Below are 24,638 nucleotides of genomic sequence, written 5' to 3'. Positions count from 1 at the left end.
CCCCGGGTAACACGCGGTAGTGATGGAACTCCAAGGGAGTTCTACAGACCGTCCAGATCACCCGGAGACGATCCTCTTACATGCGGCGGACACCTCGGGAAGGCGGTCACGGTTTGTAGAGCTCACTTCGGAGTTCAGGTTCACCCGCCCAAGCACCCAGGGTGGCAGCTCGTGCCTCGCCTGACCCTGGGCTACTTTGTATGACGCCCTTGGCGTCAGAGCGCTCTCGCATGTGCAAGGCGGGACGTGCACAGCCAAACATCGCTCCATTGACAGGCTCCGACAGTTCGCCCAACATCCCTTCGTTTTCCCCACGCCTCCGCCAAGTTGCGGTTGAGGTCCAACGTTACGCGTCGCCCCCGCTCATCCAAGATGAAGACACTCCCACTCGCCTTCCTAGTCGCATCACTCGCCTTCACCGCTTGCAAGAAATCCGGTGACGAGACCGTCCGGCGCGAAGACAACCCCAAATGCGGGCTTCAAATTTGAATGACCACAGCGCAGTGCCTCAACAGCACGAAGCTCGCCCCGCCCATCACCGCCTCCGGCTCCGGCTTCCGCAGCCAACACAGACTCATCGGTACTATCACCTGTTCGCCTCATGAACATAAAACGCCTTCTGACAATAGCGGCAGCCTGTTCCACCGTAGTTTCATCATCCCCGGCTCAAAGCGCTGAGGAAGACCTCCTGCTCAAAGAAGCAGCAATCACCATCAAGGCAATTTGGAAGGAATGGATGGAAAAGGGCGAGCTTGTTTACGACAAGATCCCAGCCAAAAGTCATGACCAATACGTTGGCACTTGGAAGGGAAGTTTCCTGGAGGAAGACGGTGAGGAACCAACGAAAGTTGCCCTAACGCTCTCAAGCAATGGCACCTGGTCATCCACATCGCTCAGGCCGGAGATGAAAGCGGGTCACTGGTATCTATACGACGGCATGATCCTCCTGTTCGAATCGCCAATATCCCAGGATGCGGATCTGGCCTTCGCCGTCATTCAGCGCGGCGCAAAAACCTGCCTGCTTCACGCCGACTCCCCAACGGGAACCGTTGAACTTCACAAGACCAGGCTCAAATGAGAATCCATGCGGCTCCCGACCTGCCGCCTTGGCGAGTTGGTTGCGGTCACGAGACGCCCACCTTCACGCGATCCCCTTTGCCCCAGCATCCACAGCCTCGCGAAGCGTCTTGGAGTGCGTGCGGCTCGGCGTCGCTTTCGCCAACCGGCAAGACTCCCTTCCCACCCCGACACCACCGCCAGCAAAGGCCAGTTCGTTCAATCTTTAGTTTGTACTACGAACCGTTTCACCACTCACCGCCTTTTCCGGGAGCACCCTCATCCAGTCCAGCGTCCCTCCGGGACATACCTCACAACGTTCCCATCACTCCACGCCCCATGACCTCTCATCTTCGCAGGCTGGCAAGCGGCCTCGCTCTCCTTGCGCTCTTCGTCTTGGGATCCGCAGGGTTAGTTGAGTATGCCATCACCGAGCCAGACAGCGCCGTTGGCATCCCGCTCTTCCGCCTGCGCTACGCGAGCAACTCGGACAAAGCGGCCTTTCTCACCGCATTCTCCGCCGAGCTGGCCCTCCACGAGGGCGGCTCCATCCCCCCTCAGATTGACGCCAACCTCGCCAGGCGATTCCTCACCACCCCATCAGCCTCCGAGCGCATCGGCATCGTGGACTTCTTCGTCCACCAACAGATTCGCGGCCGTCCGGGACGGAACCTTCACGTCATGGGAGAGCCCTTCGTGGAGCAGGTCTTTGCGCGCATTCCCTCTTACGACCAGAATCATCAGCTCGCCGCGCTGGCAGCGATCGAGGGCTGCCGTCGTGGCAACTCCATCGGCAAGTACTATCTCAGTCCACTCGCTTCAGCCGTCACTCACCACAAGTTGCCGTTCGAGACCGTCCTCCATGCCTACGAGCAATGGTGGCGCACCGACACGCCCTGGCCTGAAAAGACCGCCACCAATCCCATCGCCGCATTGCCCTACGACTGGTCCGAACCCTAAGAACCTGTTTGGATAAAAACATCCGGGTGTGGCAGGTTCAATTAAGGGAATGAGATAAAAGCGGCTTCGCCGAGCCTGAGAACTGCCCCCTCCGGGTTGCGGTCCTTTTGAGCCTGGACTGCGTTGCTCATCGGTTGTGAATCTCGCCCCAGATGCAGGCACCGATGCCCAATGCCCCCGTGACACCGGCTTCCAGCCGGAGCGTGCTACCGGCGTCCCGCCGGTTCCGTTCAGTCACTGCCCCCAGCCCAGCACTCACCTGCAAAAAACGCAGGCCCTGAGAAAGTTGATTTCCCCTGCACCTTGGCAGACACCTCGTATCTTCACAGATAAATGGAGCCGCCGTCTGCCCTCGAAATTTGTTCCCACCTGAAGGCCCGTGGGCTCGGCACACTTGCCATGACCAGACAACTCCACCGTGCCGTCCCGGGCCGTCGTTACGTCATGCGGCTCATCGCACTCATCACCATCTTGGTTGCCTACACCCACATGAACACCGCTGCTCAATCAACCTCGGTCATGCGAGGCACTCTGGTCATTGGCATCCTCACCATCGAGAGCAGCTATGCACAGAACACGGAACTGCCAGCGCGGGGCGTTCCGGACACCTTGCAGTTCTGGATTGGACCCGACAAGGCATGGCGCATCAGGACATACGCCACGGACCATGACATCCATCCTCACAGCTTGGGCGACCTGGGAAAGGTGAAAGACCGACCGGCAGAGTTTGCCCGTGACCATATCAAGAAGCACTACGGGGACGTACTTGCCTTGACATTGGTTCTGGAGTTCCCTGAAACCAGCGACCCAAACGCCGTTCGCCGGGTTCTTGCCCAGCACAATCTCAAGGGCAGCTTGGAGGTCGCCAAATCGGGGTTCGCGTTTTGGAATCCAGACGATGGACACTACCAATCAAAGACGACGCCGAGGTGAGCGCCCCAACCCACGCAGCATCCAGTCTCCACATTGCGGCCCGATTCATGAAGAAGCCAGAGCCTGACCAAAAGCCCTCTGACAGGTCAAGCTCCACATCCAGATATTGAGAGCGCTGGAGTTGCGGCACGTTACTGACCTTGCGACATCAGAGGCTCGAAGAGGAACAAGGGCCGTTGATCACCTCTACCGTCCACAACGCCCCGCAAGTCGCTCACACAACACCTTCCCTGTCAGCCAGCCTGGGAGCCCTCCAGCCAGGGCCAATCAATCTTCTTTTTTGCCAGATAGGAACCGAGATCCCCCGGTTGCAGCTTGAGATACTCTTCCATGCCTTTCACATCCTCGGGATTGCTGGTCCGCTTGATGTAGGTGGCTGCATTCTTGAACCCGCGGATCCGGTAGTCCGGGTCGAATTCGTCAGGGGGATGGTATTGCGCCGGAGGAAAGGACGCTTCCTCGCTCTCAAAGGCACGGTGGCCCAAGACAGATGCCGGCGTAGGATCATCGTCATACACCCAGAGTCTTGCAAAGAATGCAGGCTCAAAGCCACTCACCTCATCCAAAGGGACAAGGCCCCGCGACAACACCGGAAGCACGCCCATGGTCCGATCACGGTAAAATCGCGCATAGCAATACTCATTGGCCCCTGTCGCGATGGCGACATAGTCTCCCGGTTTGGTCTTGCGCAACGTCGCCGCGGGTTTGCTTGCCATGGGTTTGAATCCATTTCCCCGAACAATACCTCCAGTTCAAGCGGCTTCGTTGGCTTGACCACCACTTCGAAGGCCCCCTTGAGCATCAGTTACCACCTTCATTCCTCATTGCCCAGCCTCCGCTTGTAGCTGGAAGGCGTGATATCCCCCCTCTTGAACTTCCGTCCGGAAGTCCCGCAACAGATGGTGCAAAAGCTCTTTGATTTTGGTCCATTTGACGTCCGGCACTTTCATTGACAGATGGTATTGAGTCCTCGGGCCAAAATGCTCCGTGTCCACCCCTTGCTCCGGATCATGATTCCTCAGCAGGATCTCCATACTTACGGGCCCCGTGATCACCGAGTCGATCACATCATACCCAGACTGCCCCTGGGAATCACACTCGAAGTAGAGATCCCCGTGAGGCCCAGGCTTGAGCTCCTCATGCCGGCCCAGGACGAGGTAATGGTTCTTGCCGTAAAACTTGAGGATGCGGACTCCCGGGAACCCCTCCTTCAGTTCAATTTGCCAGACATCAAAAGATTTCAAAGGGGTCGATTGCACGAGTTGGTCATTCGTGCACTTGCCTAAATCTTGTGGTTTCACCATCCCGCTCACACATCCAGGGAGCCCTCCAGCCAGGGCCATTCAATCTTCTTTTTTGCCAGATAGGAACCGAGATCCCCCGGCTGCAGTTTGAGGTATTCTTCCATGCCTTTCACATCCTCGGGATTGCTGGTCCGCTTGATGTAGTAGAGGGTATGGTTGAACCCGTGGATCCGGTAGTCCGGATCAAACTTGTCAGGAGGGTAGTATTGCGGCGGTGGGCAGGAGGCCTCCTCGCTCTCAAAGGCGCGGTGACCCAAGACAGATGCCGGCGTAGGATCATCGTCATACACCCAGAGTCTGGCAAAAAATGCGGGCTCAAAGCCACTCACCTCATCCAAATTGACCAGCCCCCTCGACAGCACCGGCAGCACGCCAATGGTCCGATCACGGTAAAATCGGGCATAGCAATACTCATTGGCCCCTGTCGCGATGGCGACATAGTCCCCGGGTTTGGTTTTCCGCAATGTCGCTTTGGGTTTGCTGGCCATGGTGTCCGATCCCTATTTCCTGGCATCTCTGCCTGCAACTCATTTCGCGGACTGTCTCTCTTAAGATCCTGCGTACTGCACGCAACAGACCAATTCCATCCCGTGAGACGACTGGACGGGAGAAACTTGGCTTGAGCAGTGCCCAAGCTCTATTTCTCCCGCCCATCAACCGATCGTGATTACAAGCCGAAGCGTATCTTATCTGCGAGGGCAAGGCAGATCCAGCGACCCACTCTGGTTAAGTGTCTGTGCTGCCCGCAGGTAGTCATCCCGCATCCCGTTGGACGCACTGATCGGTGCAATTTGTCGCACGGCCTGTTCATTCAGCACCGCCCGGTCGTACCAGATCTGCTCTGCACCGCGAATCGCCTGGTACTCGATAGAGCCTCTGCCGATCGTGCTTTGGACATGGGCCACGACGTCTGCGCTATTGAAGTCGAGTCCCCGATGATGCCCCCCACCGAACCGATATTCGAGCACTTCTCTACCGCTGACAAGCCCAGGCATGCTGGCCCGGCCTGTATAAATCAGGTTCGTCCCCGGTATGGGGGCCTGGTAGATGATGTAGGTCCTCGGTCCCGGGTTGGTGTTGTGCACCAGCACCGGCACCTTGCCCGCCATGACGAAGAAGGTGTGAATGTTGGCCACACTCAGGTTGTATGTGGCGGATATTCTTTCCTCGATCTTCGTGTCCAGCACCCGGGAATCACCCCCGCTGGCATCAGCCAGGATGTCATTGGGTTGAAGGTTGCAGACCTTGATCCAACCGCGGTTTTTCGTCCAGAACGGGTGTCCCCCTGTCGCCTTCAGCCTGCCATCCGGCAGCCCATCCTGGTCCTTGTCCACCCGCACTTCGTACAGGTGATCTGACCAGTTTTGATGCAGTGCCAGCACTCTCTGGGGTGCCGCAGCCCGTTCGTCTTCCGGATCATCGGCCATGATCCAGTCTCCCTCCCGGATAGTTTCCACAGGGCGGGTTGAGCCATCACCCATCAGTACCGGAGTGCCCGGGGCAAAGCAGTAGCCCGGCAGGCCACCACCCGTGTGCATCTTCCTTTCCACGATGGCGCTGACGATGGCCGGTATCACATATCCAGCGCGATACTCCCAGCTGGCATCCTGTCCGCCAGACGCCTCTTTCAGGACAAACTGGATGTCCGCGCCCACGTTGCGATTTCCCTCATAGACATCGAACCCGTAGTTGGAGATCGTATCGGCAAAGCCGTTGCGTGTGGAGCCGTAGATGTCATCCGCCAGATCCCTGTCATAGACGGACGTGAGCTGGTATCCCACCTCAGACGTGAAGCCCGCCATACGGTGATATCCCGTGCCGTACAAGTCCTCCGCCAGATCATTGTCAAAGACCGTGACAGCGGCATAGCCCAACGTGTGGCCGATCGTCTCCGCACCCTCCCAGAATCCAACGGCGAGATCCTTCGTACCGCCCCACAGCCCGCTAAAGAAGCCCGTCTTGGGCTGCGCTGCTGGCGGCACTGCAGACTGAGCACTGCTGACGCTGCTGCTGCCGCCACTGTTCCAGGACTCGCTGTAGATGCCATAGGACGTACCCAGCACCGGAGAACTCCAGATGTTGACGGCGCTTCTGCCCTGTGGATCCACGAAGTTGATGGGGTCGCCACCCGCATAGTCATAGAGCGACATGCTCGCCTCATGCCCCATGGGGTCGGTGGAGAGGAACCGCCCGCTTGCAGACTCATAGTACCGCGCCCCCATGTGATAGAAGCCCGTCACATCCTGCCTCTTCCCACGCCAGCCAAACGCACGCCATACGCTCAACCCATCTGGTATGGATGGGCTCCACGAACCAGACAACGGTCCATACCCGCCGAAGCGCGCGTCATTCCACTCGAACGTCAGAGTCCCACCAGCGGCCGCACTCAGCGTCGCCGCCCTGGCAAAGCCCACGATGTGGCCGTAGGCATCATCCACCGTGCCCACCGCCTGGGCATTGGCCTCATTGACCAGGGCCTCCAGCCCGCCCATACCTACCAGGCCGCCATAGCCGCCGCTCAAGTCGGGGCCGTGCACCTTCCACCAGCGCTCCCTGACCGCAGCGCCGCCAGAGCCGCGTACTACCTCGATCCCGACTTCCAGGAACTCAACCAGCGGGTCATACCATGAGCGCTCCGTCACCTGCTCCGCACTTTGATACAGGTTGCCACGCTTCGGCACATACTTGGTCTGCAGCCTGCGGCCGAAGCCATCATACACCGCCGTCCACTCGTAGCCAAAGCCGCCAAACTCCTCCTGCACCACCTTCACCAAACGGCCAAACCCGTCCCAAGTGAGGCTCTGCGAACGGCCGTTCTGGGCAAAGCCCCCCGCGATGTGTCGCTGGGTCACATTGCCATCGTCATCAAAGAGGTTCTCCACGCCAAAATGCCGCACCCCCAGGTTAAACGTCGCATTCGCCTGGGCGCTAAACTGCCCGCTGGGGTGGTTCCCCTTGGCCAACAGATTGTAGCCGCCTGCCGGCATCCACATCTGCCTGCTCCACGCTCCGCTGGTGAACCGGGTCGCCGCCGCATGCTGCACTTCGCTCAACTCACTCTTGGTGTTCACCACCAGCTCCACATTCTTCGCCCCCTTGGCCGTTCCCTGCGCGGTCAGCCCCAGGGTTTCGAAGCCGCTCACTTCACGCGTCACGCGGCCCAGGGCATTGATGCCGGCACCGCCCTCCATCCCTGCATCATTTACCAGGAACAACTGGCTGCCCGTGCTGCCAGACGGAGCCGGCGTCTCACGCCCAGTGTAGATGCCCAGACCGCCCGGGTGGCCGTAGTCATGCTCGTGCAGCTGCGTCCTCGCACTCTGGCCGTCACCAGGCACCCAGCTCTCGCTGATCAACTGCCGCCGCTGAGCACTGTATTGGTAGTTTCTCGCATCCTGCCAGGTGGCCGTGCCTGTGCCGTCGTTCGCTGTCAGACGCGTGGCGGCGTAGCTGGCCTGGCGGCTGTCAGAGGTCCACGAGATGGCCTCTGCCACCACGTCCACGCTGCGCCCCGTCAGTCGCGTCTGCGCCGCCAGCACCCGGCCGCGGTTGTCCCGACCGCCGCTGCCCGGCACTGTGTAGTTGCGGAAGGGGTTGCTGCGAGTCTTGAGCAGACCGCTGTCGCCATAGGTGTAGTTGAAGGTGCTGCCCCCAAGGCTCACCTGCGCCAGCAGGCCATCCGCACGGTAGCCAAAGCCCCAGCTGCCCCCGGCACCACTCCCCAGAGGCGAGACATCCCCTCCCCGTGCCAGACCGTTGCGACGTCCAGAGCCGTCATAAGTGTTGGCGAGGTGGGAGATCACCACGCCATCCAGCTTGGTCTTCTCGTACTCCAGATGCCCCTGCCCGTCATAGGCGCGCAGGATCTCCGTGACCCCGGCCGCTGTTGTTTCCTTGATATGGGTCACCTGCCCCCGCACATCATAGGCCAGCATCTCCCGCTTCACATAGGTCGGGCTCCCCACCGTGCCCACCGTCGTGGCCAGAATCCTCTGCCAGTCATCATACGTGCTGGTGTGCACCAGGCCGCGCGGATCGGTGAACTGCTTGAGCATCCCCTTCTCCTTGCCCGCCGTGTAGAACTGGTAGGTGTGATAGCGCCGGCTCTGCACTCCGCCAGCCCCCTCCAGATAGCTCTCCGTGGGCCGGCCTGCCGCATCCAGCGTCGCCACTTCCTTCAGCCCTTGAGGCATGAGGCGCTCCACCTTCTGCCCGCCTCCGCCCAGGTTCGTGTAAACATACTGGGTGGCAGCCCCGTCTGGCAGCAGCGTCAGAGCCATCCGGTTCATCCCGTCGTAGCTCGTCTTCGTCGTCTGCCCGGACTCGTCCGTGACCGCGGCTGCATTCCCCGCTGCATCATACTCCGTGCGTGCGTAGGTTCCGTCTGCGTTTTTGACAAGGACCGTCCTGCCCGCCGTGTCTGTCCAGGTTGACTGGGTCAGTTGCTCCCCTCCTGAGCCAGTGGTGGAGGTCACTTGGTGGGAGTCCAGGCTGTAGGTCGAGACAGACTGAGTGATGATGGTGTTTGCAGCATTCCTCACGGTCACGCTCACCTTCCTCCCCAGTGCATCGCAGATCGTTTCCGTGCTCTCGCCCAGGCTGCTCACCGCCTTGTTCTTCAGACCGGCGGCGTCATAGGACACGGTGGTGGATTGAGCGGCACTCGTGGCACCAGAGGCTGGCAGCACCGTCGTCATGGCGCGATCCAGCTTGTCGAACGTGCTCGTGGTCACATGCCCGACAAAGTTCGTCGAGCTGACCACGTTCCCCCTGCGATCCGCCGTGGTGACCTCACTGCCCTGCGTTTGCCCACTGGCATTTTTCAAGGTCTTCGTCGTAGTGCGAGTCGCGTCGTTGTAGGCATACTCGTGGTACTGGTGCTCACTCACGGGCTCCCGCTTGATCCTCCCGTCCAGATAGTAGCGCCACTCCAGCTCCGTGCCATCCGGATTGATCTGCCGTCTGGGTCTCGCATCAGAGGTGAAGAACTTCTGCGTGACCCCTCCGCGGGAATCCGTCTGCGTCACCTTCAGCAGGGCATCATCATAGGCAGTCGTCTCCGTTGCCAGCAGGGTTCCGCCATTCTGCCAGTCACCCTGGTAGGCCTCCGTGAGGGTCTTGCGGCCAATGCCGTCGTAGCCCGCCTTCCCCGTATGTCCACGAGGGTCCATGATCTTGATGAGATCGCCGAAGAGGTTGTAGAAGTATTTCGTCGTCGCGTACTGCTCCACTCCCGGTACTGCCTCCACTCCCGTGCCGTCCGCCTTCGCCCGGGAGCGCCAGGACACCTGCTCCACCTTGCGTCCCGCGCCATCGTACCGGGTGTAGGTGTAGTCCTCCGGGTTGGTCCTTGAACCATCCGTCCACTCCACCTCACCCGTCAGGTTGTAGTAGGTGTAGTTCCAGCCCAGCTGCGTGCCGGACTCGTTCAGATTCTCGATCCACAGGCGGCGGCCCATGTCATCATAGGCATAGCGGTTCACCTTCTTGGCCACCACACCATCCATCACCCGTTCCTCCACTAGCTCGCCCCGCAGATTGTGGGAGTACTCGATGACCACGTCAGGGTAGTTAGTCTGATCCACCTGGCCGCTGTAGCCCGTCCTCTTGGTGATGAACCCACGTGCATCCTGCTGATACACCGTCACCGCCTCTTCCGCCGTGCCCTCGGCCATCTTGGTCGTGTAGACCATGCCCTTGCAGAACGGCACCTGGGCTTGATTGGAGGGGTTGCTGAAGGCATCCTGGTAGCTCGTGGTGGATGCGTTCAGCACCGTGCCAGAGGCATCCTGGTTCTCCACCCGGGTCACTGCGTAGGGTCGCGCCGCATCCTGGTAGTAGTATCGGGTGCGCCTGCCCGTGGCCAGACCCGTGGTGGGATTCGGGTGGGTGATCAGCTCCGGCAGGTGCAGGCTGTTGTAGGTGGCAGTCGTCACTGCCACATCCGTAGAGACGCCATCACCGTCCAGGTCCCCCTTCACGCGGATCTCCGTCGCATCGCCGCCGCTGTTGTAGCCAAACTCCGTGCGCACTCCCCCCCGGTTTTGCAGCGATTTCAAGGCACCCGCAAACGCCCCCGGCACCCCGTTGATCACATCCAGCGCCGTGTACCACTCCTGCTCCATCTTCGGATTTGTGCCCGTGCCCGTCGCGGCATTCGTCACCGTGCTCACCGGGTCGAAGACCTTGGTCAGCCGGTTGTTGGTGTAGTAGTAGATGGTCTTGCGGTTGTACGCGTCCAGGATCTCCGTCCGGCCGGTGGTCATCCCGTTCGCATCCTCACTGTTGAAGTAGCTGTAGGTGGCATTGCGCACTGCCTCATAGGACTCCGCCGCAGGCAGGGCCTGGTTGTTTCCTCCACTGTGCTTGCCCACCGTCGCCCGCTGCTGCACCACACGGCGCAGGTGCGATGTCTTGCCGATCTTGTCGCTCCCGGCACCGATGACATTCCCCTCCAGGTCCAGGTCGCCCTGCACATAGAGCTGGTAGTCGCTCTCCACCGTCCGTCCGCCAGGGCGGATCTCCTTCTTGATCAGGTGGGTGGATGACCATGCCGTGTTGCTCGTGCTCCCCACCTTGCCCAGCTCATGGAGGTAGTCGTATCGAACCCACGCGTTGTCCGGCAGTGTCACCTCCACCAGGTCGCCAGAGCCGTCATACCGGTAGGAGATGCGCCGCCCGTCCCCTGTATAGATCTCCACGATGTGACCATACACATCGTACTTGAACCCGTAGTAGTTGCCATTGCTGGCCTGTACCCGCGCCAGCTCACCGTAGGATGAATTTGACGTCGCCACATACCACGGATCCCCCGAAACCCCGTCGCCAAAGAACTTGAAATCAAGGTAGTTGCCGGCCGAGTCCGTCCAGCGCTTCAGATACGGCCGCTCGCGGCTGATGGCAGGGCTGGCGCCAAAGACGGGATAGCTCCGCTTCTCATAGACTCGCGTGCTCCCATCGGCCCCGTACAACGTGTACGTGACCACACCACCCGGGCTGGTGCGCAGGATCCGGTTCCGGAAGAGATTGCGTACAGATCCCAGCTCCAGCCCGTCACCGTTGGTGAGATGGGGGTTGTCCTGGGCGCGCACCGTCCATTCCTCCTGCACCAGGTTCGCCGTGTTTCTGGCATATACGATCACAGAGCCATCCAGCTCGGCCACCTGCAGCTTGTCAGTACCATCCACCGGCACCATGTAGGGGAAGTAGGACATCTTCCATCCGTAGCCAAAGTGACCATACGCGCGGGACTGGCTGCTATAGTTGCGCCGGATCTGGAGCGGGATCGGGCCTGGCAGGGTCAGGTCCAGCTCATCCGCATACAGCTCCCCAGTGATGGAGTTTACCGGGTCCCCCACAAAGCCCCCGTAGCCAGACGAGCCGTAGTAGTCGCCAAAGGTGAGCGTGCTGCTCGTGTTGCCCAGCAGCATGCCGGTGCTCACATTGCTCAGAAACTGGCTGCCGAGCGAGCCCGATGGCGTGCTGTACACATCGTAATACCACGAACTGCTGCTGGAGAGGAAGCCGCCCGCCGATCCCAGCAGGCTGGCCACACTGGGTGTGGAGCTCATCGACCAGCTGTCTGAGAGAAAGCCATAGCTGGGCGTATAGGCAGGCTGTGGGGAAAAGCTCAACGTGCCGCCGCTGGAGATGCTGATCGTGGAGTTGCCGAAGCTCAGGTTGGAGGATGAGTACGTGTTGGAGCCGCCGAACAGCCAGTTCGAAGCACCACCATTGATGCGCCCGATCAAGGCCCCCGCCTGGCTCTTGCCAATGATCAGCGCCCCCATGCCCTTCCACTGCCCGGCCGCCCCCGCCACCGGTCCGGGCGTGATGAAGACACGCGCCAGGTTCTTGTCCCAACCCGCAAAAGCCGCCTCCACGCTGGTCCACAGGCTGGGTGCCCAGTTCTGCAATGTCTTTGTCTGCGACTCAAAGGAGTACGTCTTCGTCTTCTCCGTCACGTAGTTGTCTACTGTAAGCTCGACGACGTTGGTGTTCACGTTCCCATCCTGCTGCACCCGATGGATCAGATCCACCGTGGAGACAGCATCACTGTCCTCCACCTTGATGTATTGCTTGATGGTGTGGTGCTCCAGGGCAGAGATCTCTGCGATGAACAGGTTCGTCATGAAGTCCGCCCCCGTGATCATGCCCTGGCCACCCGCATCTGGTCGCAGGTCCCCGTAGCCGGCCCAGGCCGTGCGGCTGAAGTTCATGTCCACGACCGGGTACACCAGATTGGGCCGCTTGGCCGCCTGGTTGGGCACCGTCACCATGATCGGGTCACGTGTTCCATTCAGCTCCGCCCCCAGCTGGGCAAACCCGTGGGCGCGCATCGACACCGCATGCACCTTGAACGTGTCCTTCAGCGTTTCAAACGAGCGGGACACACGTTGATAGTAGGACATACCCATCAGATAGGCCATGGTGCCCTGGATCAGGTCATAGTCCGGATTGATGCTGGAGTTCGCAGCCCTTTCCTGCTCATGCTTCCAGAACGGCTCCAGGTGAACCTTCAGCATCCGGTCCGTCACCCTGCCCGTGTTCAGACAGAAGGCATTCAGATCGCCCAGATTGAAATAAGAAGTCGTCGCGCTGCCAGCTTGAGCCGCCTGGTTGGGGCCAAAGTCCAAGTTCGTGATGCCCGCGAAGTGGCTCCAGCCACCCAGCAGATTTTGATCCGCCACACCCACCGGTCCACCGTAGTTGCGCTGGCGGTGGTAGGTGACCTTGAAGCTGAACTGGTCATCCACCGTGCTGACATGCTGCGTCGTCACCTGCTTCTTGCGCAGGTACGCATCCGTCCCGTACGTGTAGTTGCCCGTGCCGGAGTCCGGATTCTCCAGGTCAAACGGCTGCATGGTGAAAGTCATGTCGTAGTGCCCGGCCTCGGCCCGTGGAGCAATGCTCACCACCGCCCGGCGGTTGTGCATGTCCATGATCCGCACCCCGTTGATGACCGCCTTGTTCGTGGGGAACTGCACGCTTGCGATCTCAATGTCCACCGTGTCAAACCTCGAACCATTCGCACTCACCCGGTCGCTCTGCGTGTACGTCCCCGTCGTCGTGTTGAACTGCGTCGGCTGCGGGAACTCCTTCCACTGCACGCGGTTGAACTTCCGATTGCGGAAGCGCACCCCCAGGCTGTCCTTCGCCAGCCCCGGCCAGTTCTGCTGCAGGGACTTGTCCAGATCCTTCAGAAAGATGTTCCCCGGCGTGCGGTCCTCCGCATCCAGCGTCCAGAGCGCATCATTGGCCTCCGCCTTCAGGTACTTGCGCACCCATTCACGGATGCTCTTCGTCCCGCTCGGCAGATAGCCTTCCACGGCCAGGCCTTCCACCACCTCCGTGTCCTTCAGCCAGGGGAAGAGGTGCACCCACTTGTTCACCCCGTCCACATTCACATAGGCCGCCACCCACGGGTAGTTCACCCCGATGAGCTGCGGCACCGGCTGCGTCCCATCCGGCGTCTGCAGCCCCTTCAGCCGCATGCGCAGCAGGTTGCTCAGGCGCTGGTCCAGCATCTTCACCGCATTGGGCGAGGAGCGCACATAAGACGCATGCACCCCGGCCTTGCGCAGCAGATACACCAGCAGTGCACACTGCTCATCGGGCGAGCCCTGCCCCTCCTGGAAGGTGGCCAGCGCGCTGCGGTTGATCCCGCCCGCATTCACCGCCGCCTCATCGATGTCCCCGTTCTCATTGTAGCCCAGCGCATCCGTCAGGCCGATCTCATTGTGCACATAGTTCACCAGCGCCATCGGGTTGCTCCCCATCTCAGAGACAAAGCGGTCCAGGATCGTGTGGCCCTGCAGTTCCGGTGCCTGGTTGAGCTGCGTGTACGTGCTGCCCGCCGGTGCCGCGAACTGGTGCTCGAACCGCGGCGTCAGCGCCTGGATCTCCTCCGCCGTCTTCCCGTGGTACGTGGGCGGCGCGGGCTCCCCCTGGAAGTGGGGCGTCTTCACCAGCGTGGTGCCCCAGGGCGGGGCGGACTCGAAGTTCAAGGCATAACCCACCACGAACGTCCCGCTCGTGCCCGGCTGGGCCGGATCACTCACCGCCATCCAGTGGGCGTTGCTGCCCACCATCGTGTTCCCCACCGCCGCCACAGAGAAGTAATAGTTCTCCGCACCCGGCAGCGCCCGGTGCGTGATGATGAAGGGGGCGGAGTAGCCCGCGCCAAACATGCCGTCCGGACCCGCCTCCAGCGCCAGCTGCACCGTAGTTTCAAGAACCTGCACCCCGCTCACCGTCGTCACAAAGGTCTTCTGAAATCCGTTGTCCCCAAACTGCTTCCACTCCGCCGCCGAGTTCGTGGCGGAGGCGCTCTTCCAGTGCGGGATGTCCAGCGCCTGCACCTGCACCGGCACCACGTTCCCCTGCTGGGCAAAGTCCGACCTCCGGTACACGCGGATGCTCATCTCATCCGGCACATCCGTCGCCGCAGACTGGCCGCCCGTGTGCAGGGCAAAGCGGCTGCTCTGGCCGATGTACAGCGGCGTCCCGCCCGACTCACTGCCAAAGCCCGCGATCGGGTTCTGCACCTCCAGCGGATACGTCACCGTGCCGCTGTTGTTCTGGATGAGGAAGCTGGACTGCCCCGTGATCTTGAAGAACCAGGGGTAGGCATTGTAGTCCAGGCCGGAGGCCCACGGCGCAATGCCCGTGGGGGAGAGCTGCACCCCCTTCTGGAAATCCAGCGGAATGACAAAGGCCTGGTACGTGGGGTCATCCCCCGCCCCGTAGGAAAACCTGCCCGTGCGCGGCTGGGGGCCGGACGGGGCCTGGGCGGAGGCCGGAGTCAACCATGAGCTCACGGCCATCAAGGCCGTGGCCAGGCACAAAAAGACCCGGGGAGTGCTCTTCGTCATCATTGCAGCAGAGGGGTGAAGAAGGGTTCTATGAAACCTGAGTGAAAGGGTGGGTCAGCCTCGTCTTACCGGGCCGGGACGGGGGCGGGGGTTTCTGCGGCCTTGCGCACGCGCAGCATCTCCGCCATGGCCTGGTGCCGGGCCTCCAGCCGCAGCGGCGCCGTCTGGGGCCCCTCCGCGGGCGGCTGCTTCTGCAGCTTCTGCTCCGTCGCAGACTCCACCGTCAGGAGGCTGCCGTTTTCCCCCGGTGCTTTGGAGAGCGTCAGCCCGCCCTCACCCGACACCGTCAGCGGCTGCGCTGGCATCGCTGCCGCTGCCGCTGCTGGATTGGCCGGGGGCTCCGGTGCCACCGCCAGCGGGCGCAGATCCTTGGTCTCCGGCAGGGCGGGGTGCTCGATGATCTCGATCCCGTCGGCGGACACCTTCTTCTTCACCGGTGCCGGCGCAGACACCTGGCTCGCAGCTGGCGGAGGTGCCCCCTCCTTGGAGCAGGAGCCCAGCCCCCAGACCGCGGCGCAGAGGAGGCTGAGGGTGAGGAGCGCGCCGGGAGTTCTAGTTGTGAACAACAGTTTCATGGAGGAGGTCCGGTTGGGAGAGTTTCAGGAAAGAAAGAACGAGGTTCGTGAAGGAGGCGGCGGTCAGAGCGTCGCTCCGCTGCCAGGGGAGGTGATCTGCACGTTCATCTGGCCCACGCTGGGATCATGCGGATTGCCGTCCAGCTTGTTGGCGATCGAGTCGCCGTCGATGTCGCCGTTCGGATCCAGATCCCAGGATCCCGGGTTGATCGCGTAGCTCTGGCCGGAGAGGCCCCGCTGGTACTCCTCCAGCGCCGTGTAGCCGTCCCCATCCAGGTCAGAGAGCGAATCCAGCCCGTCCGCAGGGTTCAGCCCATGGGCCAGCTCCCACGTGTCATCGATGCCGTCCTGGTCCGCGTCATTGGAGGCCGTGGCCCCCGTCACATCCACCACCAGGCCCCGCGCCACAGAGCCGCCCCGGTCATCGCTCACCGCCAGCGCCAGCACATAGAGCCCGTTGGTCACGCCAGAGAGCGTGTTCTTCGCCTTCAGCACCCCGCCGGTGCCGATCTCAAAATGCGTGGCCAGAGGGTTGCTCGTGCCCGGGATGGAGAACGTCAGCGGATCATAGTCCTCATCCAGCCCCACCATGTCCCCCACACGGCGGGACACCGGCACCCCGCCGATCACCTGGCCCGGCCGCGCCGTGATGCCCAGGTAGGAGTAGTAGTGCCCGGGCAGGTTTGTGGCATTACGCAGACCCGTGCGGACCGCCAGCTCATAGCCCTGCGCCTCCTCCACATACTCGCCAAAGCGGGCCCCCGCCGCGAGCGCACCGTCCGTGATGGTGTCGATCGCAAAGATGTAGTCCTGGTCCAGCTCCCCGTTCCACTGCAGCAGCATCACATTGCCCCGGTCCCACGCACTCATGTTGTCCCCCGCCGTCCAGGTCGAGGCCGGCCGCCCCACCGCGATGCGCATCGCGCTGTCGATGGAGACCGAGTAACCAAAGAGCGAGCTGCCCAGGCCGGCGATCTTCGCCTGCACCGCGGGATAGAGGGCAAACAGGTTCTGGAAGCCCAGGATCTGTCCCGGCTCATTCCACCGGCTCAGATAGACCGAGCCCGTGTCCCCCAGCGCATAGAGCGTGCTGCCCACCTGGAAGAGCCCGTCCTCATACGGCGCACCCACCACATAGTTCCGCCCGCGGAGGGAGACAGAGAAGCCATACTTGCCCCCGGTCTGCGCGCCCAGGCTGTACTCCGTGCGGTGCAGCGCCCACGCACTGCCGTTCCAGTTGTACAGGTGCGCCGCGCCCGCATCCGTGATCGAGCCGCCGCCGTTGGGCTTGTCCTTGCCCGGGGAGCCCACGATCAGGCGGGTGCCATCCACCGACAACGACGCGCCGAACTGGTCCCCCACCGCCCCGCCACCCGGAGCCGCGATGACGCTGGAGGTGATGCTCAGCCCGTTGAAATCCAGCACATAGACCAGGCCCGTGGCCCCGCTGCCCCCGTTCACCGCCCCCGGCGCGCCGATGAAGGCCTTGTTTCCTGAAGCCACAATGCTCGTGCCGAACCCTGAGGTCGTGCCCGCCCCGACCGGAGGCGTCAGCGCCCCCTGGTACACCCAGCTGCTGCCATTGTAGAGATACACCTCCACCTGGTTCAGCGGAGCCGCCCCCGTGGGCGAGGCCGGCGTGGTGCGCCAGAGAAAGACCGTGCCCACTGAGGTGGCGACGAATTCCCCATCCTGGAACGCCTCCGTGAACTGCCCCGTGCCGATGGTGGTGAAGACCGCATAACTCGGCGCACTCGTGCTGTAGAGCGCCAGCTCATCCGGCACCACGCCCAGCGCATCCGGCGCATGGTTGGCCGTGGGGTAGTTCGAGGTCACACCCGTGGCAGTGGACGAGTAGGCGGAGCTGCCGGACTCGTTGACAGCCTTAACCCGGTAGTAGTACGTGGTCGCCCCCTGCAGACCCACGCGGTCCTCATAGCTCGTGGTGTTGGCCGGCAGCAGCGGGCTCGCCACCACCACGGCAAAGCCGGAGGTCGTGGACCGCTCCACGATGTAGCTCACCTCATTGTTGGCGTTGTCCGTCCAGTTCACCAGCATGGCGCGTGCGGCCAGCGCCGTCGCCGTCACGCCCGTGGGCGTCGCCGGCAGCAGCCCCTGCGTGGTCGCCCCCACAAAGGCCGTCTGCGTCTCACCCCGCTCGTTCACCGTCGCCACCTTGTACTGGTACGTGGTGGCGGGCACCAGGCCCGTGTCCACATACTGCAGGGCCGCAGGGGCCAGATCGATCTGGAAACGCTGGTTCGCCCCGGTCGCATCATAGCCCCGCACCCGCACCGCCGTGCGGGTCGCATCCACCGGCAGGGCCCAGCCCAGTGTTGCCTGGTAGGGCAGCGTCGCAGCCACCACCAGGGAGGTGGGGGCGGCGGGGACCTTCGGCAGCGTCAGCTCGCTGGAATAGTCGGAGTACTCCGTGTCCACCCCGTCAGTGTTCACAGCCCGAACCCGGAAGACGTAGGCACTGGCCCCCACCAGATCCTCCACCGTGGCCGTGGTGGCATTGCTCCCCGTGGTGGCCCCGGTCAGGAAGGCGGGCGCGCCCACCTCCTTGCCCTCCACCACATAGCTCGTTTCATTGCCCGCCTGGTCCAGCCAGGACAGCGTCGCCTCCACCGGATTGGCCGATACCAGCGTCAACTGCGCAGGCGCGGCCGGCTTGGCGGGCTTCGTGCTGGCCGCCACCGTGCCGCTCCGGCCCGTGCCATAGAGGCTCACCGTCGCCACGCGGAACAGGTGCGCCGTCTTCTCCGGCAGGCCAGACACCAGGTAGGTCGTCGCATTCGCCGGCGCACTCCCCGCCGCCACCCAGGTGGTGCCGCCATCCAGGGACTTCTCAATGCTGAAGCTCGTCTCAAAGGTGCACGCGCTCAGCCACGTGAGCTTCACCGCATTCGCATGGCGCTCCGTCACCGTCACACTCGTCGCCACCAGCCCGTGCGCCGTGGCAAAGGCCTGCCCGTCCGTGATGGAGTCATCATTGCTGTCCGTGTCCACCGGCGAGGTTTCGTAGAAGTACTCGCCCGCCTCCGTCAGCCCGTCCCCGTCCACATCATCCGCCTGGTCATGCGCCAGCGTACCGTGGTGCGCATGCTCCCACCAGTCCGGCAGGTCATCGCCATCGTGATCATACGGCGCCCGGATCACCACCGGATCCGATGGCAGGGAGAGCGCCCCCAGCTCATCCTCACCCACCGCCGTTATTTCAAAGTCCCCAAAGGTCCAGGGCGTGAACTCCACCGTGTACGGCGCCGTGTCATCAGACCCCAGCAGGACCCCCTGGTGGTAAAAGTGCACCCTGGCAGGCGCTGCGGTCGAGGAGATCGTGGCCGTGATCGTCTGGGCCGTGCCCAGGGGCACGATCGTCGCCGTGGGTGGCGACACGATGGTCGCCGTAGGCTCCACGAACTGATAGCCCAGCGCAGGTGAGTTGATGGGCAGGGACACCGGCACGCCCCCGCCAAACTCACGCAACTGCCCCTGCTCCCCCGCACCCCAGGAGAGGAGAGTGCCATCTATCTGCAGCACCAGCGTGTGCCCCCGGCCCGCCGCCACCGCCACCGCATGCGTCACCCCCGGCACCTGCACCGCCGTCGTCCGGTTCGCCACCGTCCCGTCGCCCAGCTGGCCCGTCGCATTCTTGCCCGCCGTCCAGACCGTGCCATCACTCCGCACCGCCACCGTGTGGTCCTCACCTGCAGCGATCGCCACCACATTCGTCAGCCCGCTCATCTGCACTGCCGTCAGCCGGTTGGTCGTGGTCCCGTCCCCCAGCTGCCCACTTATGTTGCCACCGAAGGTCCACACCGTGCCATCAGACTTCAGCACCACCGTGTGCATCCCACCCGCCGCCACCGCCACCACGCCCGTCAGCCCCGTCGCCTGCACCGGCACATTCCGCCCCGTCGTCGTCCCATCCCCCAGCCTGCCATAGGTGTTCGAGCCAAAGGTCCACACCGTGCCATCCGACTTCAACATCACCGAGTGGTCCCGCCCAGCCGCCACCGCCGTGATGTTCGTCGTCCCGCTCACCTGCAGCGGCGTGGCCCGGGATGACACCCACGTTCCATCCCCCAGCTCGCCATTGCTGTTGCTGCCAAAACCCCACACCGTGCCATCCGTCTTCAGCACCAGGGAATGGTCATACCCCACCGCCACTGCCTTCGCATTGCTCAGGGCCGTCACCTGCACCGGCGTCAGCTGCGACGCCCCCGCCGTCACCCCGAGTTGCCCCAGGGAATTCAGCCCGTAAGACCACACCGTACCATCCGTCTTGGCCACCACCGTATGGTTGTACCCCACCGCCACATCCTGCACCGCGCTCAGCCCCGTGGGCTGCACCGGCACGGAAGACGGCACCACCACCCCGTTCCCGAGTTGACCGCAATTGTTATACCCAAAACCCAGCACCGCCCCGTTGGCCCGCACCACCCCGGTGTTGTCCCCCCCCGCCTTCAGCGTCGCCACCGTCGTCACCCCGCTCACCGGCATGGGCAGCGTCCTGGGGGATGGCGAGAGCCCGCCCAGCTTGCCCCCCGCAGAGTAGCCCACCCCCCACAGCGTGCCGTCGTTCTTCATCATCACCGAGTGTTCACTCGCCGCCGCGATCGCCGCCACATCCGTGATCGTCATCTCCACCGGCACCGTGCTGGCCGTCAGGCTGCCATCCCCCAGCTGCCCGTAGTTGTTGGCTCCAAAAGCCCACACCGTGCCATCGCTCTTCAGCGCCAGGGAATGCGTGCCTCCGGCCGCAATCGCCACCACATCCGTCAGGCCCGTCACCTGTACCGGTGCATTGCGTGATGTCGTCGTCCCATCGCCAAGTTGCCCCTGCCCATTCGCCCCAAAGGCCCACACCGTGCCATCGCTCTTCAGCGCCAGCGAGTGGCTCCCCGCCGCCGCGATCGACACCACATCCGTCAGCCCCGACACCTGCACCGCGGTCAGCCGCGTCGTGTTGGAGCCATCGCCAAGCTGCCCTTCATAGTTCGACCCATAGGCCCACACCGTGCCATCGCTCTTCAGCGCCAGGGAATGCCCGCTGCCCGCCGCCACATCCACCACATCCGTCAGACCCGTGGCCTGCACTGGCGAGAGCCGCCCCGTGGTCGTGCCGTCCCCCAGGTTCCCCGTTCCGTTCTCACCAAAACCCCACACCGTCCCGTCCGTCTTGAGCACCACTGTGTACAGATCCCCGGCCGCCGCATCCGCCGTCACCCCGGAGAGCGCCCCCACCTGGGTGGGATTCCACACGCTCACCGTCGAGTAGCCCAGGCCCAACTGGCCAAAGGTGTTGAGCCCGTACATCCACAACGTGCCATCACTCCGCACCGCCGCAGTATGCGCCGCCCCGGCTGCAACAGACACGACGTTCGAGAGCGACCCTGACTGCACCGGCAGCTCCGCACTCCCCGTCATGGAAACGCCCAACTGCCCCACCTCTGCCGAGCCCACGCCCCAGACCGTGCCGTCCTCCCTGACCACCACCGTGTGATACAGGCCCGCCGCCAGGTTCTTTCCCGTAACCGCCTGCGCCCTCGCCCCGTCTCCCCAGGCCAGGCTCGCCAGAGTCACCAGCGCCGTCGTCAGCATCATCCACGTCGTTGACCGCGGGCGCAGCATCCTTCTCACCCTGCCCCGGCCTCTTCTCCTGCTGGCACCAGAACTTCTGCTGCTGGGACAAGGCAGCCCGTCCTCCCCTGCTGATCCCGGGTGGCCCACGGCCTCCCCGTCATGCAGACGACTGGCATGCGGTGCCGCCCCACTCGGGCAGCCACCTCTGTGCGTGAAGCATTTGGTTGTAAACTTCATGGTGATTGGCGTGAAAAATCCGCAGACATCCCGGCGCGCCTCTGAAGCACAGCGCTCCATGACGACGCGTCGTCCATCTCTTCAAGTGTGACTCTGACGATCTCCTGCTCTCGACTCCTTCGATTCCTTCTACTTCGCTCCGTTGGTCAGCCAGCCTCTTGCTCCGGCCCTCTACATGCACTTCATAAGTTCGTCAAGCGCAATAAGTTTATCCATAAGTTGCTTTTCTCATCCAGGCAACCCCGCGGCAATCCCGGGTCAAACGTGTGCTTTCAGGGAACCCCATGGCACGCCTGCCGCGCAAGCCGTCCCGCCGGGCATCCTCCCGTCTGCACACGCAATTACATAGAACCACAATGTCCGTCTTCATGGTCTTCTTCAATGGGCGCAGCCGCCGTTCGTACGGGCACCGCGCCATTCCTTCCAGGCTCGGACAAGTGACTCAGTTTCCTCGTCCGGATGAGTTAACGGCACAAATCCTTGTCCGCCTCTCACCATCTTGCAATGCATTATTCGATGTTCTCTTTAATTTTTTGTCGCACAGATTTCCCCGCCCATCTGGCGAAATTGCCCATGTATATTTTTCATCCATTCAAACATGAGCATCAGCTCTCTCACGATTGGGAACCCTGTCCGCATCAGATCAGACGACCCTCATTCCATTTTTGCCACATCCACTCATTCTTGCATCTGGAACATGACAGCGCCGTGCACCACCCCCCTTGCCACCTCCCTCCAGTCGCCCTCCCCCTTCCCTCATGCCTTTCATCCCTAACATGCAAATTGGAGAACCTCCGCCGCCAAATGTAACGCCACCGACACAAACGCACCCGTCCTGAATTGTTTCCTATATAAGATAGGGCACCCCCGGTCACCTCGCGTCCAGGCCCCTGAGCAACTCCGGGCCAGCGCCAACCGCCCCACTCACCCCCATCCCCAGCCAAAAAATAGCGAATTAATCACCCCCTCCCGTCGGCTCAGTGCGCCGCAAGAACGCGCAAACAAACACCCCAGCGCCCTCCACCACTCCACCACTCCACCACTCCACCACCCCACCACCCCTCTGCGCTCTCTGTGCCTCTGTGGTCAAACTAGAATTTCCCCCCACCCCTGAAGACCTCCCCCTCACCCGCCCCTCCATCACATCCCCTTGTCGAACAGGCTCTTCTTCATTTGAAAGAGGCCACCCTTGAGATTCTTGGCGGGGACAAAGTCGAAGAGCGCCTCATCCGCGCGGTCCAGCGGTGCCACAATGAATGCCGGCAGGTCAGGCAGGCCGCCCTCCCCTCGTTCCAGTTCCGAACCCTCCTTCTGCAAAAGAGCGCCCGCAGAGAAGATGCCGCCCTCATCACCGATGAGCACATCCACACGGATGCGCTGGCCCACGCCTAATTTGAAGTAATCTCCCGCAAAGACGGCTGCACTGGGTTTGCCGGGCACATTGATGAGGCCAAGGCTCTCGCGTTTCTCCCCGGTGTACCCCTTGTCAGAGGCGTCCAAAACCACCTTGCCATTGATGCCGATGATCAAACAGTTGTCCCCCCACCCAACCAGCCGGTAAGAACCCGGGGTCGCCACCTGCACTTCCCCCGTGTAGTGGACCAGCCACTTGCCCGGGCCCGTGCCAGGGGCTTGAAAGGCCTTCCCCGCCTCGACATCAGGGATGCCTTTGAACATCAGGATCTTTGCATACAGCTCGTGTCCGAGACGAAATACTTGCCGCTGTGCGGAGGCTCCCAACGGTTCCCCTTGGCAAAGTTCCGGATGATCTCCACGTAGGCGGCGCGATCAATGCCAACAGCCTCGCCATTCTGCTCCCGCTTGAAGTCATAGAAAGTGCCCACCAGGCCCTCCCCCTTCCCCACACTGCCAAAGACCGTGCGAAGCATGACCCCTTTCATAGAACCCATGCCAGCCCCGCCTCCCGACCCTCCCCCGAAACCACCTGAGCCAAAGCCGCCCCCACTCATCGCGCCCCCGCCCGACAGGCTGCTCATGTCTGGAAGGTCCAGATCCTCCAACGGCATGTCCGGCAGGGCGATCGCAGCATTCATGGAGGTGCTGACCAGCCGTTGCAGAGGCACCTTCTTGTGAAGGTTGTTCTTCTTGCTATTGACCTTCTGCTTCAGTTCTTGGGACGCATCGTTGCCCCACTTCGAGCCTCCACCCGGCAGGAAGTCCACCTTCGGCTCGATGATCACGCTCTTCACAATGAAGTAAGCGGCGATGATGATCCCCGCGTGGATGAGCAAGCTGATCACCAGGGAGCCGCCACCCACCTTGCGCCAGTAAGCGACGAACCGGCCCACCTTGGCCGGCGCTTCCCCACCAGGCTGCGCTAGGGGAGCAGCCAACGCATGCGTCTCAGGACCGTTCAACTCTGACAACTCAGTTCCAATAGCTCTTTGATTGGGAGGGTTCATGCGCATCGACGGGTGGGCACTCCAAAGAGTCATCGAAGACCTCGCGAACCAGGATCGATTGCGCCGATCTTGGAAACCATCGCGCCCCTGCTCGCAGCATCGCGCCGCCCCAAGGCCGGCTCCCCTGTTGGCAGCCCCCTCCTATTCCGAAGCGGTGACATCCGGCACCACGTGTCAGCTGGGCCCACCCATCTGAAACCAGATGAGCTCCCCAGGGCAGCGACGCCGTCGGCAGATCCAACCTTAATTTACCACGCCCCATGGAGAAACTGGCCCAGCCCTTGCTCCTTCCCGCTCCCCTTCATCATGTCCAGCGCATTCCTCATCCCTTCCGATAGCACAAACGCGAACGCTCCATTCGAAGTTGATCCTGATAATCTTCCAAGGGACATGGAGCCCATTTATCAGGCTGAATCCATCGATCTATCCGACTGCAATCTTCCCCACACCCCAGAATGGCTTCTTGAATGCAAAAACCTGCGCTGGCTCAATCTCGGCGGCAACCGGTTGTCCACCCTGCCGAGATGACTCTCAGAACTTCCTCAGCTTGAGTCACTCAAACTAAAGCGGAATCATATCGAGCATGTATCAGGCTGGGTGGGAGACATCCCCCACCTGAGAGAGCTTGATCTGGAGTACAATCCAGTGGCCAAACGGGAGAATCTGACCCATCTCCATACACTGTCC

General features: G+C 62.2%; 12 protein-coding genes and 1 pseudogene. 5 read left to right on the top strand and 8 right to left on the bottom strand.

Going from position 1 to position 24,638, the window contains the following annotated elements:
• Nucleotides 1-601: 601 nt before the first annotated feature.
• The 3 genes from BV034_RS05635 (at nucleotide 602) to BV034_RS05625 (ending at nucleotide 2,949) form a co-directional block, all read left to right on the top strand.
• On the top strand, nucleotides 602-1,078 hold the full coding sequence (locus tag BV034_RS05635; protein WP_050024990.1) for a hypothetical protein: 477 nt from the start codon (nucleotides 602-604) through the stop codon (nucleotides 1,076-1,078).
• Nucleotides 1,079-1,395: 317 nt separating this feature from the next.
• Nucleotides 1,396-2,016 carry a hypothetical protein gene (locus tag BV034_RS05630; RefSeq protein WP_050024988.1) on the top strand — a complete coding sequence of 207 codons (621 nt, stop codon included), beginning with the start codon at nucleotides 1,396-1,398 and terminating at the stop codon, nucleotides 2,014-2,016.
• Between the two features lie 399 nt (nucleotides 2,017-2,415).
• Nucleotides 2,416-2,949 (top strand): hypothetical protein, encoded by a 534-nt coding sequence (locus BV034_RS05625; RefSeq protein WP_265592669.1) that lies wholly within the window; start codon nucleotides 2,416-2,418, stop codon nucleotides 2,947-2,949.
• Between the two features lie 233 nt (nucleotides 2,950-3,182).
• Here the strand turns inward: BV034_RS05625 and BV034_RS05620 are convergent, their stop codons facing one another.
• From BV034_RS05620 to BV034_RS05585, 8 genes are all read right to left on the bottom strand, one after another.
• The gene (locus tag BV034_RS05620) at nucleotides 3,183-3,665 is read right to left on the bottom strand and encodes a helix-hairpin-helix domain-containing protein (protein WP_050024985.1); all 483 of its coding nucleotides are present in this window, start codon (nucleotides 3,663-3,665) and stop codon (nucleotides 3,183-3,185) included.
• Nucleotides 3,666-3,770: 105 nt separating this feature from the next.
• A complete protein-coding gene (locus BV034_RS05615; protein WP_265592668.1) occupies nucleotides 3,771-4,193 on the bottom strand; it encodes a hypothetical protein in 423 nt (140 codons plus the stop codon).
• Nucleotides 4,194-4,258: 65 nt separating this feature from the next.
• A complete protein-coding gene (locus BV034_RS05610) occupies nucleotides 4,259-4,741 on the bottom strand; it encodes a hypothetical protein (protein WP_050024981.1) in 483 nt (160 codons plus the stop codon).
• A gap of 198 nt (nucleotides 4,742-4,939) precedes the next feature.
• Nucleotides 4,940-15,130 carry an RHS repeat-associated core domain-containing protein gene (locus tag BV034_RS05605; RefSeq protein ID WP_050024980.1) on the bottom strand — a complete coding sequence of 3,397 codons (10,191 nt, stop codon included), beginning with the start codon at nucleotides 15,128-15,130 and terminating at the stop codon, nucleotides 4,940-4,942.
• A 62-nt stretch (nucleotides 15,131-15,192) separates the two neighbouring features.
• Nucleotides 15,193-15,702 carry a hypothetical protein gene (locus BV034_RS05600; protein ID WP_050024975.1) on the bottom strand — a complete coding sequence of 170 codons (510 nt, stop codon included), beginning with the start codon at nucleotides 15,700-15,702 and terminating at the stop codon, nucleotides 15,193-15,195.
• 63 nt (nucleotides 15,703-15,765) lie between these two features.
• A complete protein-coding gene (locus tag BV034_RS34140) occupies nucleotides 15,766-21,339 on the bottom strand; it encodes a fibronectin type III domain-containing protein (protein WP_265592667.1) in 5,574 nt (1,857 codons plus the stop codon).
• Between the two features lie 1,329 nt (nucleotides 21,340-22,668).
• Complete coding sequence (locus BV034_RS05590; protein WP_050024973.1) at nucleotides 22,669-23,205, bottom strand: hypothetical protein; 537 nt, start codon at nucleotides 23,203-23,205, stop codon at nucleotides 22,669-22,671.
• A complete protein-coding gene (locus tag BV034_RS05585) occupies nucleotides 23,205-23,882 on the bottom strand; it encodes a hypothetical protein (RefSeq protein WP_265592666.1) in 678 nt (225 codons plus the stop codon). The genes BV034_RS05590 and BV034_RS05585 overlap by 1 nt, the downstream gene beginning before the upstream one ends.
• Nucleotides 23,883-24,257: 375 nt before the next feature.
• Between BV034_RS05585 and BV034_RS35700 the strand changes: the two genes are divergently transcribed.
• Nucleotides 24,258-24,479: a hypothetical protein gene (locus tag BV034_RS35700; protein ID WP_265592665.1), complete on the top strand. Its 222-nt coding sequence runs from the start codon at nucleotides 24,258-24,260 to the stop codon at nucleotides 24,477-24,479.
• Nucleotides 24,480-24,497: 18 nt separating this feature from the next.
• Nucleotides 24,498-24,584: pseudogene (locus BV034_RS36790) on the top strand (hypothetical protein); the annotation flags it as partial.
• Nucleotides 24,585-24,638 lie beyond the last annotated feature (54 nt).

The sequence above is a fragment of the Verrucomicrobium sp. BvORR034 genome (assembly GCF_000739635.1).
Classification (GTDB): domain Bacteria; phylum Verrucomicrobiota; class Verrucomicrobiia; order Verrucomicrobiales; family Verrucomicrobiaceae; genus Verrucomicrobium.
The sequence above is the reverse complement of the archived record's forward strand: the minus strand, read 5'-3'. Positions and strand labels throughout refer to the sequence as shown.